Here is a 14,594-nt window from a genome sequence, read left to right on the forward strand (position 1 = left end):
CGACATGTCGCATCGACCGAACACCGACGATTTCCAGCCCGCCGAGCCCGTGGCGGTGATCGGCATCGGCTGCCGCTTCCCCGGCGATGTCGGGTCACCGGAGGACTTCTGGCGCCTGCTCGCCGCGGGCGGGGACACCTACGGTGAGATACCCGACGAGCGCTGGGCTTGGTACCGTCGGCGCACCCCGGAGTTCGCGAACGCCTTGCGGCACACCGTCACCCGCGGCAGCTTCTTGGGCGACATCGGCCGATTCGACGCGGAGTTCTTCGGCATCTCGCCCCGCGAGGCCGCGCTGATGGACCCGCAGCAGCGGCTGCTGCTCGAGGTGACGTGGGAGGCCCTGGAACAGGCCGGGCTCCCGCCGCGGGAACTGGCCGGCACCGACGCCGGGGTGTTCGTCGGTGTCTGCACCGGCGACTACGGCGCACTGATGCTGGAGGATCTGGCGAGCATCGAGGCCTGGACCGGCATCGGAGCGGCGACTTGCGCGGTGGCCAACCGCATCTCGCACTCGTTCGATCTGCGTGGCCCGAGCATGACGGTGGACACCGCGTGCTCGGCGTCGCTGGTCGCGCTGCACCTGGCCACGCAGAGTCTGCGCAATGGGGAGTGCGAGGTGGCCATCGTCGGCGGGGTCAACCTGGTCGTGACCCCGGGACAGACGCTCACGCTCGACGCTGCGGGAGCCCTCGCGCCGGACGGGCGGAGCAAGGCGTTCGACGCCGCCGCCGACGGTTACGGGCGCGGTGAGGGATGCGGCGTCGTGGTGCTGCGCCGGCTGGCCGACGCGCAACGCGATGGCGAGCAGGTGCTCGCGGTGGTTCGAGGCAGTTCGGTCAACCAGGACGGCCGGACCAACGGCATCATGGCGCCGTCCGGCGAGGCCCAGGCCCATGTCATGCAGCGGGCCTGCGCGCAAGCGGGCATCGATCCGGCCAGCGTCGATTTCGTCGAGGCACACGGTACCGGCACCCGGCTGGGTGACCCGATGGAGGCACAGGCACTCGCCGCGGTGTACGGATCGGGCCGCCCGGCCGGCGAGCCCTGCCTGATCGGTTCGGTCAAGTCGAACATCGGCCATCTCGAAGGGGCCGCCGGAGTGGCGAGCGTCATCAAGACGGTGCTGGCCTTGCACCGGGCCGAAATTCCGCGCTCCCCGCTGGTGTCCGAACTCAACCCGGAAATCCCTTGGGACAGAGGAGAAATCCGGCTGGTCACCGAGCACACGCCGTGGCCGGCGGGCAGTGGTCCGCGCCGGGCCGGGGTATCCGGCTTCGGTTACGGCGGCACCGTTGCGCATGTGGTGCTGGAGCAAGCACCCGAAACGGCCGATGAGTCTGCCGCCGAGCCCGATGGCGAGATCGACCGGCTCTTCCCGATTTCCGCGGCATCCGATGCCGCCCTGCGGGCATACGCCGACCGGCTCGCGGACTGGCTGACCGACAATGCGGGCCAGGTGCCACTCGCGTCGGTCGGGCACACGCTGGCCATGCGCCGGTCGCGCCTCGACCGGAACGCGGCCATCGTGGCCGGTAACAAGCACGAGCTGGCCGCGCGATTGCGCGAGCTGGCGGCCGACCGGCCGGATCCTGGCGTGGCAACCGGCGTTGCCGCCACACCCGGCACGGGCCTGGTGTGGGTCTTTTCCGGGCACGGCTCGCAGTGGCGGGGCATGGGCCGAGACCTGTTGGCCGTGCCGGAATTCGCGGCTGTAGTCGACGCGATCGAGCCTATCTTTGCCGAGGAGATCGGGTTCTCGCCACGGCAGGTGCTGATCGACGACGAAGTCGAGGGCGTGGACCGGATCCAGACGATGATCTTCGTGATGCAGGTCGGTCTGGCCGAACTGTGGCGGTCCCACGGCGTGACGCCCGCTGCCATCATCGGTCACTCGGTCGGCGAGATCGCCGCCGCGGTCGTCAGCGGAGCGCTGTTACTCACGGATGGCGCCCGGCTGATCTGCCGCCGCTCGAGTCTGCTGCGGCGGGTGGCGGGCCAGGGTGCCATGGTGATGGCGACGATGCCGCTGGACGAGGCGGCCGAACGACTTGCCGGCCGAACGGATCTGGTCGCGGCGATCGCGTCCTCGCCGCTGCAGTGCGTCATTTCCGGGGATCCTGAGGCAATCGAGGAAGTGCTCGAGCGCTGGCCCGCCGAGGGCATCGGGGTCCGCCGGGTCGCGTCCGATGTCGCGTTCCACAGCCCGCATATGGACCCACTGCTCACCGAGCTGGCCGCGGCCGGCGCCACGCTGACCTATCGGCCGCATTCCGTTCGGATGTACTCGACGGCCCTGCCCGACGCTCGATCCGAACCGGCGACGGACGGACACTACTGGGTCGCGAACCTGCGCAATCCGGTTCGGTTGGCCGGAGCGGTCGAAGCCGCGCTGGCGGACGGTTTCCGCGACTTCCTGGAGGTCTCGCCGCACCCGGTTGTGGCGCATTCGATCCGCGAGACGGTTGGCGAAAGTGATGTCGAGGATGTGTTCGTGGGGACGACGCTGCGTCGGGACCTGCCCGAGCGGCAGACCTTCCTGGCCGCCCTCGGCGCCGTGCACTGTCGTGGGATTCCAGTCGACTGGACGAAATTGCAGCCATCCGGCGGGCTGGTCGGCCTACCCGGATACGCCTGGCAGGGCCGCAGGCTGTGGCATGAGCCCTCGCTGACCGGGCGGGTGCCGGGCCCCGGCCACGACGTCGACTCGCACACTCTGCTCGGCACGCCGACCAGCATCGCGGGCAGCGAACTACGGATCTGGCGCTCGGTGCTGGAGGACGACAACCGGCCATACCCCGGCAGCCACGCGCTCAACGGCGCCGAAATCGTCCCTGCCGCAGTGCTTGTCGAGACCTTCCGGCAGGCAGGCAGCCCGAGCGGCGAACCGATCGAACTCATCGGCGTCGAGATGCGGCACCCGCTGCTCACCGACGGCAGGCGCGAGATCCAGGTCGTCGGGGACCCGGGTCGGCGGGAACTGCGGATCGCCTCGCGAACACCCGCTGAGGATCCCGCGGACGATCCGTCGTGGCTGATCCACGCACAGGCGGCGACGGTGCCGGACGTTGCGCGGACTCCACTGCCCGCGAGTCTGGGCGACCCTGTGGCGCAGCGACTCCTGGCTGTCGATCCGCGGCTCGTCCACCAGCGGCTGGCTGCTGTCGGAGTGCCGGAAACCGGGTTCGATTGGGCGGTCGAGGAATTGCAGTACGGGATTGATGTGGTGCGGGCGCGGGTGACCGTGACGGCTGGCGGAGCAGCCACTTGGGCACCGCTGCTCGACGCCGTAATGTCCATCGCGCCTGCGGTTTTCGCCGGTAATCCGGTCTTGCGCATGGTCGTGCGTATCGACAACGTGACGATCGCGGGCACACCGCCCGCGCAGGCGGTCATCGAAGTCGCGTTGGACAAGGACCGTGTCGACGTCGTCGACGGGCTGATCGCCGACACCGACGGCACGGTGGTGGCTCGGGTGACCGGCATGGAGTACCCGGTCATCGATCGTCCGGTGGAGGACGATCCGGCGTCCGGCGTTGCCGCCGGGCCCGGGCTGTCGCTCACCGGTCTGACCCCGGAACGGTTGCGGGAGGTGATCTCGGCGGAAGTGACCGGTACGATCGCGGCCGAAATGCGGTTGCCCGCGGCGAGCGACCTGCATCCTCGTCGACCGCTGCTGGAACAGGGCCTCGACTCGGTCATGACCGTGACGATCCGCAAGAAGCTGGAAAAGCGGTTCGGTCACAAGCTGCAGGCCACCGTTTTCTGGCAGCAGCCGACCGTCGTCGCGATCGCCGACCACCTGACGGAAATGCTGACCGTCCAGGCGTAGGAGTTGCCCGTCCAGCGGGTGTCAGAACACCCGCGGGCGGGCACGGCGAGCCGATCACCGTCGAGCGTGCTGTGGTGGGCCCGGCGGATAGTCCGGATTCGTTGTCGTACAAGGGAGTTGACCGATGTCGTCTTCGCCGGTAACGATCGGTGCGGCCACTACCCCGCGGCCCACGATCGCTTTTCTGATCATGCTCGGCGGACTGGCCGCGATCGGTCCGTTCGCGATCGACCTCTACCTGCCGGCGATGCCGACCATGACCGCCGATCTGCACACGAGCGCCAGCGGTGTCCAGGCCACGCTCACCGCGTCGATCGCGGGAATGGCACTCGGACAGCTGGTTCTGGGTCCGCTGTCGGACTCCTATGGTCGGCGCACTCCATTACTGATCTGTCTCACCGTCTATACGATCACCTCGGTCGTGTGCATTGTCGCCCCGAATCTGACGGTCCTCATTGCGCTTCGAGCGGTGCAGGCTATCGCGGCCGCCGGCGGGATCGTCATCGGTCGCGCGGCTGTTCGCGACATTGCCGCCGGACCGGCCATGGCGCGCATCTTGTCGATGCTATTGCTGGTGATCGGCATATCTCCGGCCCTTGCCCCGATTGTCGGAGCCGAACTGCTGCCATTTACTAACTGGCGCGGGCTCTTCGGGGTAATCGCCTGTCTCGGTTTCGTTCTGCTGTGCGCCTGCCTGCGGTGGCTTCCCGAAACCTTGCCTCGAGAGCGTCGCCGGTCCGGCAGCATCCCTGGCAGTCTCAGGCAATACCGTCGCCTGTTGACCGACCTCGACTTCATCGGCTATGCCGTCACCGCTGGTTTCACCTTCGGGGCGATGTTCGCGTACATCTCCGGTAGCGCGTTCGCGCTCGAACAGGGTTACCAGCTCAGCCCACGGCTGTTCGGCGTGGTGTTGGGTGTCAACGCACTGGGAATGCTGCTGGCCGGGCAGATCAGTGTGCGCCTGACGCACCGTGTGCAACTTCGGCCGCTGCTCACGACCGCCACGCTGATCGGCCTCGCCGGGGCGGTGGTGAGCACTCTTGCGGTTATGGCCGACGCAGGACTCCCCGCCCTGCTCGTCGGACTGTTCCTGCTCATCTCCAGCGTCGGCGCGATACTGCCGAACAGCATGGCCCTGGCGATGACTCGCTACCCCGAGGTCGCCGGCAGTGCCGCCGCGCTCATGGGGGCCGGGCAATTCGTCATCGGTGGAATCCTCGCCCCCGTCACCGGGATCGGTGCGCATAGTCATCCTGGGGTCGCCATGATGCTCACCATCCTCGTCTGTATGGCAGTCGCATGCGTCAGCGTCGTCGTGGTCACCCGGACAACACCGCCCGCCGATCGCGCCGCACCATCGCCCTCCACCGCGGTCGCGCCGATCCGATGAGCCGTCGAGTCGATCGAACCCAGCTCCCCCGGGAGCGGGCCGATCGACTTAGACGGCTCTTCGAACGATGAAATCTGGCTCGGCACAGCGGAAGCAGCATGTCGTCCCGATCGACACGAACTCTCGGGGGAGAGGGATTGCAAAAATTGTCACCCGGTTGGGCGCCGGGTGACCATGTCGATGGCGTCGATGATGTCGTTCCATAGTTCGCGGGGAAGGTCGTGGCCCATTCCGGGGAAGGTCTGGTAGGTGGCTTTCGGGGGAGCCGAAGTCCGCGACACCTCTTGTCGTGATTATCGGACGAACCTGTGGGCATGCGCAGCGATCGATCTGCCTCCAGCTATCGGCAGCGTTGTCGAGTTCGGTGTGATCAGGTAGTGATCGATTCATGATGGATCGCATCGGGTGAATATGACGGAGCTCTGTAGCATCCGCCCGGTGAGGAAAGTGATCGTCGCTACCGCGATACTGATGTGTGGTGCAGTCGCCGCATCGTCGTGTGCATCCACACGGACGGATTCGGGGACAGCGTCGCCGACCGAACAGCCCGCATTTTCGCAGTTGCTATCGACGCAGGATCAGGCGATGATCGCCTACCGCGACACTGTCCGCCCGCTCGACCCGTGCGGCTACGTCGACGATGCAGCGATACAGCGGATCGGGACGCCGGACTACTTCGGCGCCTGGAGCGCATTCAGCAACTGCCGTGTGTCGTTCAGCCCGCCTGGTGGTGACCGAGCCACCATGATCACCGCCAGTATGTACCCCGTCATCGGTGGCGCACAATTCGAGGGCGAGATCACCCCGCACCCAGATGATGAGGGCGTGTCCTGCACTGCTGATGTGCCGGTCAGTGATCGCCTGCAAATCAACTTCATAGTGTATGCCGACGGCGATTTCATCGGAGATCACCCGAAGGGCGATGCGTGCGCGCCCGTACGAGACATCGCCGCAGCAGCCGTCGCGCACCGGCTCGAACGCCCTCTGCGAGCGACATCGCAACGCGCACATATGAACTCTCGGCTGGCCACTCTCGACCCGTGCGCCGTGCTCGGCAAAGTCGGGCAGGGACACCGTCCCGCGCTGGCGGACAACGGAACCAACTGGAATCCCTGGGACTGCTCCTTCCACCTCGACCGTGGCGACGAGTCGACACTCCAGCAGATCAACTACGAGTTCAGCTCTGACCGCTGGTCTTTGGACAGCGCGAGAGCCCGTGGCCGTACCGCGAAGGAAATCACGATCGGCGGCCTCCGCGCCGTGGAGAGTGAGAGTTCTCGCGACGAACCTGTGTTTGCCGGTGCCTGTTGGATCCATCTCGCGACCCCTGCACAGCCACCTGAGGCCAAACCCGGCACCGACGATCAGTCCGACGACCACGGGAAGTCCGAGATCATCGCGATCAGAGCCCATAACGGTTGCGCTGCGGCCCGCAGCACCGCCGAGGAACTCGCGCGGCTCTACCACCAGCTTCCTCGCTAACCAGCGAAAACGCTACTGCGGACTGGTTGTCGGCCAGGGATCGTACGACGAACCGGAGCTCGCCTACGAGCTGGCTCAGCGGGCCCATGGTTATGGGTACGCCACCGAGGCGGCCCGGGTTGTCGTGGAGGCGGCGGCCGGCACGGGGCGACGGCGGTTGTGGGCGACGGTGCGGGAATGGAACGCTGCCTCAGCGGCTCGTCCGGTGCGGTAACGCATACGCACAGCCGCTGGGCGCGCGTGCCGGACAAATTAGGGTCTCGCGGGGAACGGCGTCGGTGCGCGAGTATTGCGCTCATCTCGATTCGCTCGTGGCGGCTGTCGCGGGCGAAACCGCCTCGACACCAAGACATCCCGCCAGGAGCGCCCGTTGCGAATCGTTGGGTCGATCCCACGTCCGTACCTCGGCTTGTGCCAATGACCCAGCGTCCGCGCTCGTTCGAGGATTTCCTGCCCACGGGTCCCGTAATGAGTGCGGAGATCGTGTCTCGACGCTCGCGTTTTCGGTGGTTCTGGTCCGTCCTGGCGCTCGTGACGTGTGGGGCACTCTTGTGGGGATGCGCTTCTGCCTTCGTCATCCGGACACTGGACACGGACCTGTCCGCCGAGGAGGCGCAACGGGTCATGGAAAAACATGAAATCCGGATACCAGACTCATTCGAATTGGTCAGGATGCGGCGATTCGGCTGTCCGGTGCTGGCAGGTATGTGTGGTTACGTAGGTAGCTATATCGCGGCAGCGGAACGATTCCCGGACTATCGGTCGATTTTCACTGATCCGACGTATCACCAACCGCTGCGCAAAGTGACCTGCGCCGAGCTGAAGAAACAGGTAGGCATCGAGCTGGCACCCACGAGAGGCGACAACAACTGGAACTTCGATTGTACGAACGCAATCGAATTGTTCGCCAGCGAGCCCTATGGCAACCTCGCTAACGACTACCCCGAGCTCACGATCGCCCGTGACTCGCAGTTCGCCACAATTTATCTGTATCAACGTCCATCCTGACACCAGCCCGCGTCGGCGTTGCCATATTGGGTGCCGGTCCATTCGACCGCGCCTGCCGCCTGGGAGCATCTCGTTTCGCTGATTGCGCCGCACCCGTGCGGGACGGCTGCGGAGAATCCGCAGTCGAACAAAGTTATCGCGGTTGTCCGGAATGCGCGAGTGGTGGCCGTCCGCACGGTAGCCCGGACGGCGCACCGGTCGGCAATCCCTGGTCCGGTCCGGACGGCGGTGCTACGTTTCCCTCGGGAGCATCGTTGGCAATTCGCTTGTCGCACAGGGGGATTGCGCTACACCGGCGCTGCCCTGGCTCCCGCAACGATCGAAAGGTTTGGGAATACATGACCGTGAAAATTCCGCCCTATCGAGCTGCTACGGACGTGACGTTGTTGACGCATGCCCTGCGCCCCTACCGGGAGAACTGCCGATACCTGGTGTCGAGCGAGGTAACGGCGCCCGATGACTCCGAAGCGCTGGTCGTGGCCGCTGGAGACTTCGAGATCCCAGAATCGTGCTATATCGATGATACCGGCCACTTCAACTCCGTTGAGTTCAATATCTGTTTCAACCAGCTGAGTTACTACATGGTAGCCAAGGTAATACAGGACGATCTGGCTGAGGAACTGAGCCACTGGTCGCTGGCCGATTATTGGCGAACGCAGTTGACCAATATGCTGATATGCGATTTTCAGAGCAGCTTCCGGCAGCCCATGTCCGGGCGCAATTTCTCGGGTGAGGTGCGCCTGCTGAAGATCTCCAAGCGGGAGAGCAAGCGCCTGGGGGTGCCGTTGATCTTCCTGGATACCGAGTGCAGGTTCAGTGACTCGAATGGCGGAAACTGCAGCGGCGCAGTCAAGCTCGCCATTGTGGATACGATAGCTGCCCAATCTTCGGCTGCTGATCGGTGACGGACAGCCGGGATAGGGAGGGACGAATGCGACGCACGGGTGACAGCTGGGGAGTGACCGAGAGCGTGGGTGCGACCGCTCTGGCGGTGGCCGGGGCGAGAGCGCTCGAACATTGCCGAGACGACCGATTGTTCGAGGATCCATTAGCGGAATTGTTCCTCGTCGCCACGGGGGACCCGATGTGGATCGCGGTCGCGCAGGGTGACCTGAGCCTGATGGATACCGCGGCGGCCATCGAGTACGAGCCTTCGATTGCGGCGATCGCCGCGCGCACCAGGTACTTCGACGATGTCATCGAGGAAGCGGCCGGGGCCGGGATCGGCCAGTTCGTCCTGTTGGCCGCAGGCTTGGACGCACGCGCCTACCGGTTGAAAGCGCTGGCCGCAGCCACGGTGTACGAGGTCGACCTGCCCAGGGTGTTGGAATTCAAGGCCGAAGCGTTGGACGGCCAGCAACCGGTCGGCGAACGACGAACCGTCGCGGTCGATCTGCGCGACGCCTGGCCCGCCGCTTTGCGGCAAGCCGGATTCGATCCGTCGGCGCCGACGCTGTGGTTGATCGAGGGACTGCTTCGGTACTTGCCGTTGCACGACCAGAAGGCGTTGCTGCACGAGGTTACGGCGCTCAGCGCTCCCGGCAGCTGGGTCACGTTGAACGATTGGCCGGTGAACACGGACCCGACCGATCGAATGTTGCAGATCTGGGACAAGATCGGGGCCGGTGACGTGCGCGCGCTGACGTTCACCGAAGAGAGCGATCCGGGCCACCTGCTAGCCGACCAGGGGTGGGAGATATCTCTCGGCAACCTGCTTGGCATCTTGGATCGGCACACGCGTGCGATCACCGATAAGACTCGGCGAATACTGGAACAACACGTCCTGCTGACTGCCGTACGCCCGCAGCCTGGCGACCAGAGTTCATGAGACAGGCGCGACTCACCATCGGATGATCCGATGGTGAGTCGCGCCAGCCTGGGCAGCGCCGCATCGAGGACACCTCGAGCGGTGTGTGCGGCTGAAGCGGTCGGGTTCCCCGATACTGGCGGGGTGGCGACCGAACGCGACTATGACACCGATCCGGAGCGGTTCCGCCGCGGCAGCAGGGGTACGGCCATGCACCTGCGGCCGGGAATCAGCCTGTACGAGAAAATCGTCAACCTGCTCGCTGAGCGCCGGGCCCGGCGCGTGCTCGACCTGGGTTGCGGCGAGGGCGCACTGCGCGCCGCCGCGAATGGCCTGTCGACACCGCTATGGGTGGTCGGTCTGGACGCCTCGGCGACCATGCTCTCGGCGGTCCCGCCGCCGGTGGTCCGTGCTGACGCCGCGGCGATTCCGTTCGCGGACAACGTGTTAGATGCGGTCGTCGCGGTCAACGTGTTGGACCACCTGCCGGATCCGCTGCCCGCGCTGGGTGCCGCCCACCGGGTGCTGCGACCCGGCGGAGTGCTGGTGGCCGGCGCGATCAGCAGACGCGACTCGCCGGAACTCGCGTCGGTGTGGCGGCCGGATCCGACACCGTTCGACGCCGAGGAAGCCCCCGACATCGTGGCATCGGTCTTCGGTGAGGTGTCGGTGGACTGTTGGGATGCCACGCTGCTCACCTTGCCGGACACGGCGGCGATCACCGACTATCTCACCGCCAGGTTCGTACCGGCGGACCGGGCCGCCGCGGGTGCGCGCACGTTGCCCGCGCCGCTCGGGGTTACCAAGCGCGGCGCGCTGGTGATCGGCTACAAGAGCTGACCGTGGACGAGCAGCCACCGCCCGGCCGGACGGGTTCGAATCGGGAGGAAATCACGGATGAGCACGGCGCGGCGGTACTGGATCGAATTCGACCTGGGGGAGTGCTCGGATACACGGCTCTGGCAGGGCGTCGGTGTGACTGGATTCGACGTGCCGGATTGCTTGTCGATGGTGGCGGATATGGTCCCTGACGGACTGTTGCCACCCGTGCGCCGAATCACGGTCGATATCTCACTGGCCGAACCACTTCCGGTGAATCCGCCCATGCTCGGCGTCCCGGTGTGGCGAGGCGTGTGGTATCCACCCGTGAATCTTGGCACCGGGCCGATTCGCCGCATCGACCGAAGGGGAGCGCCTTCCGACCACCCGGCACCTGTCACAGAATCACCCCGCCGAGTGCGGGCGAGTGAGACGCTGGGCGCGGAGGCGAAGTGGTGGGACGAAATCCCGCACATCCACGGTCTGCTGTGGCCTCTGGTGCATATGCACCGCGCCGAGAACGCCGACGGAATGAGGCATCATGCGTCAGCGCTCCGCGACGCCTGTGCCAGGGATGTGACCTATGGGGGCATGGTGCGCGAAGCCCTCGACTTCATGATCGCGTGGGGCCCGACACCGAACGAATGGTTCGACCCGACCAGAACCAGGTTCGCCGATCAACGCGAACTGGACGAGTATCTGCGAACCTTTCGCGACTACTTGTTCGGAACTCGCCCAGAGCCGATCTGTCCTCGACGAATGTGGTGAGCGGCCCACAATCGAGTCATGATCCAGGATGACGAGCCCGAGTCCTGTTCCGGCGCACGGCCTTTCAGCTAGCGCGCTACGGCTGTCGCTCGGGTGTCGGTCATTGCGCGCAGGTACGGGCACTCGTCGGCGGGGTTGGCGTCCGGGCAGGTCAGCAAGTGTTCCAGGTGCGCTTTCGCGGTCGCCAATCGTTGTTGCTGTTGGTTGATCTCGTCGAGCCGTCCGAGGACCGCTTGCCGCCATTCGTGGTTGCGGGCAGCGAGGACCGCGGCGATTTCGTCGAGGTTCATCAGCCCGGTTTCGCGCCACATCTGAATCAGGCCGATGCGATGCAGTTCGTCGCGGCCGTAGAGGCGCCAGCGAGACCGGCGCTGCGCCGGGCGGAGCAGCCCGCGCTGTTCCCAGTAGCGCAGCGCCGATTCAGCGAGGCCGAATCGCCTTGCGGCCGCGCCGATCCCGACCAAGCCGTCGCCTGACCGTCCGTCTACCGCTGGGGTGTCGCTCATCTAAGCCGCCGTCCTGTCGCCGTAGGTCTTGATCTCGAGCCGACTTCAAATGTTTTGGTAAGGCAAGCCTAACGGAGAACGCGGACGGCGACCGCCGCTCGCAACAGAGAGGTTGATCTGGTGAACATCGAATATTCCGAGACCGTCATCGTCGGGGCAGGCCAACAAGGGTGCGGGGTGGCCGCCTCCCTGCGGGAAATCGGCCACGCCGCGGTGATCGTGGAGCGGGCCGAGATCGGTCATGCTTGGGCGCACGAGCGTTGGGACAGTTTGCTGGTCGGCAGTGGGAACCGAACAATTCAGCTTCCGGGGTGGGAGTATGACGGCACCGACCCCGACGGCACCATGTCGGGCCGCGAGTTGGCCAGGCATGTGCGTCGCTACGCGGAGGAGCGACAGCTTCGGGTGTTGCAGCACACCGAAGTTCGAGCGGTCGAGTGCCCACCGGAGGCGGCGGACCACGATGACGTCAGATTCCGGACGTATCTGTCGACCGGCGCCGTCTTCGAATCCCGCAACCTTGTGGCGGCAGTGGGCGGCTACGCAAAACCCCGGCTGCCTGCCTTCGCGTCCGATATCGACCCGGCCATCGTGCAGGTGCATTCGCGCGACTACCGCAATCCCGCGGCACTGCCGGATGGTGCCGTCCTCGTGGTCGGCGCGGGCATCAGTGGACAACAAATCGCGGACGAGCTCGCTGATGTCGGACGTAACGTATTCCTGTCGGTCGGTCGCCACCGTGTCTTTCCGCGCCGCTATCGTGGTCGAGGCATCCAGGAATGGATGTACATCTTTTCGCTGTACGACGATTTCGTGACGGCCGAGGCCGGACACTTCGCGAGCGGCGACCCGACCAAGCTACCGGGTCTACCGGTGACCGCCGTGACGAACCGAGGTGCGGACCTCAACCTTGGCACCCTGGCCGAAAAGGGCGTAATCCTTGTCGGTTCCGTGCGCGCGGCGCAAAACAGCATCTTGTCGGTTGACGACAATGTCGTCGCCGTCGCGGAGGCTTCTGCTCGCTCGCTCCGCGCGGTACTGCATAAGATCGATTCCGGAATTCGTCAGCGCGGGTTTGTGGCGCCGGAGCAAAACCCGCCGCTCGACGTGAACATGGAGCACATCGCGAACTTCGGAAACAAGCTCGATCTGGCGCACCATGACATCACGGCGATTATCTGGTGCACCGGCTTCGGACCGGACTACCGCTTCCTGCCGAAGCAGGCGCTCGACAACAACGGGGTGCCGATCCAGCAGAAAGCCATGCTCGGCGCGCTGCCGGGGCTCTACTACGCCGGGCTCCCGTACGGGAACTCACTTCACCTGTCAGGCATCCCGGCAACCGTCGAGTGCGGACGCTTCATCGCGAGCCAAATTCACATCGACTCCGTCATGCGATCCGGTTCGCCGGACCCCGTCTTCGAAATCGGCCGCAGGTATAGCTGATTGATCAGCGTCTCCGGGTGACCGTCACACCGCTACCGGGACGCCAGTGCTGGATAACGAGCAACTCCGCGGCCGCGTCGACGGAGGTGAGCACCGCATCGGTGAGGTCGAGCCGGAAGTCGTGGACACCCGGTGGCGATCCGAAGGCCGCCTTCGCCGGTCCGGTGATCTCGACTGCGACGCCCATGACCTTGGCGTCACCGTCGCCGGGGTGGGCGTGGATAGCGCACCGCCCGTCACGCCGCAGGTCGGCTGCCTTCACGGCGGCAGGCATGGAACCGAACATCAGGTCTGGCCCGATGAACTCCACCTCCGATCCACTCACTCGCGGGGCGCCATCCCGGCGCAGGGTGGCCAGCACATGTGTCTTGTGGGCCTCGAACCGGGACCTCACCTGTGCGGCCAATTCGGGTGCCTCGCTTGCGAACTGCTGCCATGTCGCCATGGGAACAGGATGCCAGCGCCCTGCGACAGCTCTTGTCAGGTTATCCAGACGCAATAGCGGCGCGCCATGGCCGCCACGGTGTTGGTGATGCGTTCGCGAAGTTCTGCGGGGCCGAGGATTTCGGCTTCGGCGCCCAGTTTGAGAAGTTCGGGCAGGGTGTGCTCGGGGGATTCGATGGGGATGGTGACCTGGGTCCAGCCGTCGGGACCAGGTTCGCTCGCGGTCAGCCGGGCGGCGCTGACCAGGGCCGGTTCGAGCAGCTGTGACAGGCGAGCGAAGGCGTTGGGGGAGAGCCGGAGGGTCGCCTGGCCGCGGTATCGGCGGGCATCGAAGTGTTCCAGGTAGTCCTGCCAGTGACGGACGAGGTCGAATTCCGGTGCGCGGTCGAATCTTTCCGCGTCGACCTCGAGGTCGAGGATGCGGGAGACCCGGTAGGTGCGCATCTGGTCGGCGCTGCGGGCGACGAGGTACCAGTGCCCCGCCTTGAGGACCAGGCCGTACGGCTGCACGGTCCTGGTCACTTCTCGGGGTTCGGCCCAGCGCTCGTAACGCATCCGCACGGTGTGCTGGTTCCACACCGCGTCCGCGACGGCCGTCAGGTGGGCTGTTCGGTCGCCGTTGCGGTACCACGACGGGGCGTCGAGGTGAAACCGTTCGGAGATCCGCCCGGCACGATCGCGCAGTTCGGGGGGCAACGCTGCCATGAGTTTCAGCTGGGCGGCGGTCACCACAGCCCCGAGGCCGAGATCGGCGGCCGCGGTGGGCAGCCCGGCCAGGAACAGCGACTCCGCTTCGCCGGTGGTCAACCCGGTCAGCCGGGTGCGGTAGCCGTCGAGGAGCTGGTAGCCGCCGTCGTGCCCCGGCTCACCGTAGAGCGGGATACCGGCGGCGCTGAGTGATTCCATGTCGCGGTACACCGTGCGGACCGACACTTCGAGGGTGTCCGCGAGTTCCCGCGCGGTCATCCGCCCGCGGCTTTGCAGCAGCAACAGGATGGAAACCAGTCGGCTTGCGCGCATGCCGCAAGTCTGCCGCACTCCACTGACAGCAGATGTCAGGAAACTGCGCCTAGGTTCCCTTCGAGCGAT

General features: G+C 65.9%; 14 protein-coding genes. 10 read left to right on the forward strand and 4 right to left on the reverse strand.

Going from position 1 to position 14,594, the window contains the following annotated elements; translation table 11 throughout:
- Positions 1-4 precede the first annotated feature (4 nt).
- Entirely contained in the window at positions 5-3,832 is a 3,828-nt protein-coding gene (locus tag ACFK0J_RS15820) for a type I polyketide synthase (RefSeq protein WP_378740875.1), read from the forward strand.
- A 124-nt stretch (positions 3,833-3,956) separates the two neighbouring features.
- Positions 3,957-5,225, forward strand: a complete 1,269-nt coding sequence (locus ACFK0J_RS15825; protein ID WP_378740877.1) for a multidrug effflux MFS transporter — start codon at positions 3,957-3,959, stop codon at positions 5,223-5,225.
- Between the two features lie 149 nt (positions 5,226-5,374).
- On the opposite strand, the gene ACFK0J_RS15830 is transcribed toward ACFK0J_RS15825, so the two are convergent.
- Positions 5,375-5,506 carry a hypothetical protein gene (locus ACFK0J_RS15830; RefSeq protein ID WP_378740880.1) on the reverse strand — a complete coding sequence of 44 codons (132 nt, stop codon included), beginning with the start codon at positions 5,504-5,506 and terminating at the stop codon, positions 5,375-5,377.
- A gap of 157 nt (positions 5,507-5,663) precedes the next feature.
- Between ACFK0J_RS15830 and ACFK0J_RS15835 the strand changes: the two genes are divergently transcribed.
- The 7 genes from ACFK0J_RS15835 (at position 5,664) to ACFK0J_RS15865 (ending at position 11,109) form a co-directional block, all read left to right on the forward strand.
- A complete protein-coding gene (locus ACFK0J_RS15835) occupies positions 5,664-6,707 on the forward strand; it encodes a hypothetical protein (RefSeq protein WP_378743419.1) in 1,044 nt (347 codons plus the stop codon).
- Positions 6,708-6,729: 22 nt separating this feature from the next.
- A complete protein-coding gene (locus tag ACFK0J_RS15840) occupies positions 6,730-6,921 on the forward strand; it encodes a GNAT family N-acetyltransferase (protein ID WP_378742859.1) in 192 nt (63 codons plus the stop codon).
- 203 nt (positions 6,922-7,124) lie between these two features.
- A complete protein-coding gene (locus ACFK0J_RS15845) occupies positions 7,125-7,715 on the forward strand; it encodes a hypothetical protein (protein ID WP_378740883.1) in 591 nt (196 codons plus the stop codon).
- Positions 7,716-8,053: 338 nt separating this feature from the next.
- Positions 8,054-8,620 carry an FcoT family thioesterase gene (locus ACFK0J_RS15850; RefSeq protein ID WP_378740886.1) on the forward strand — a complete coding sequence of 189 codons (567 nt, stop codon included), beginning with the start codon at positions 8,054-8,056 and terminating at the stop codon, positions 8,618-8,620.
- Positions 8,621-8,646: 26 nt separating this feature from the next.
- On the forward strand, positions 8,647-9,543 hold the full coding sequence (locus ACFK0J_RS15855) for an SAM-dependent methyltransferase (RefSeq protein ID WP_378740889.1): 897 nt from the start codon (positions 8,647-8,649) through the stop codon (positions 9,541-9,543).
- 123 nt (positions 9,544-9,666) lie between these two features.
- Positions 9,667-10,362 carry a class I SAM-dependent methyltransferase gene (locus ACFK0J_RS15860; RefSeq protein ID WP_378740891.1) on the forward strand — a complete coding sequence of 232 codons (696 nt, stop codon included), beginning with the start codon at positions 9,667-9,669 and terminating at the stop codon, positions 10,360-10,362.
- 57 nt (positions 10,363-10,419) lie between these two features.
- Positions 10,420-11,109, forward strand: coding sequence for a hypothetical protein (locus ACFK0J_RS15865; protein ID WP_378740894.1), 690 nt, complete (start codon positions 10,420-10,422; stop codon positions 11,107-11,109).
- Between the two features lie 68 nt (positions 11,110-11,177).
- Here the strand turns inward: ACFK0J_RS15865 and ACFK0J_RS15870 are convergent, their stop codons facing one another.
- Positions 11,178-11,615 carry a MerR family transcriptional regulator gene (locus ACFK0J_RS15870; protein WP_378740897.1) on the reverse strand — a complete coding sequence of 146 codons (438 nt, stop codon included), beginning with the start codon at positions 11,613-11,615 and terminating at the stop codon, positions 11,178-11,180.
- Between the two features lie 120 nt (positions 11,616-11,735).
- Between ACFK0J_RS15870 and ACFK0J_RS15875 the strand changes: the two genes are divergently transcribed.
- Positions 11,736-13,061 carry a flavin-containing monooxygenase gene (locus ACFK0J_RS15875; RefSeq protein ID WP_378740899.1) on the forward strand — a complete coding sequence of 442 codons (1,326 nt, stop codon included), beginning with the start codon at positions 11,736-11,738 and terminating at the stop codon, positions 13,059-13,061.
- A gap of 4 nt (positions 13,062-13,065) precedes the next feature.
- Here ACFK0J_RS15875 and ACFK0J_RS15880 read toward each other — a convergent pair whose 3' ends face one another.
- Both ACFK0J_RS15880 and ACFK0J_RS15885 read right to left on the reverse strand, forming a co-directional pair.
- Positions 13,066-13,506 (reverse strand): pyridoxamine 5'-phosphate oxidase family protein, encoded by a 441-nt coding sequence (locus tag ACFK0J_RS15880; protein WP_378740902.1) that lies wholly within the window; start codon positions 13,504-13,506, stop codon positions 13,066-13,068.
- Between the two features lie 35 nt (positions 13,507-13,541).
- Positions 13,542-14,525, reverse strand: coding sequence for a helix-turn-helix transcriptional regulator (locus ACFK0J_RS15885; protein ID WP_378740904.1), 984 nt, complete (start codon positions 14,523-14,525; stop codon positions 13,542-13,544).
- Positions 14,526-14,594: the final 69 nt, after the last annotated feature.

Origin of the sequence: Nocardia brasiliensis (assembly GCF_042691675.1) — a bacterium.
Taxonomy (GTDB): domain Bacteria; phylum Actinomycetota; class Actinomycetes; order Mycobacteriales; family Mycobacteriaceae; genus Nocardia; species Nocardia brasiliensis_D.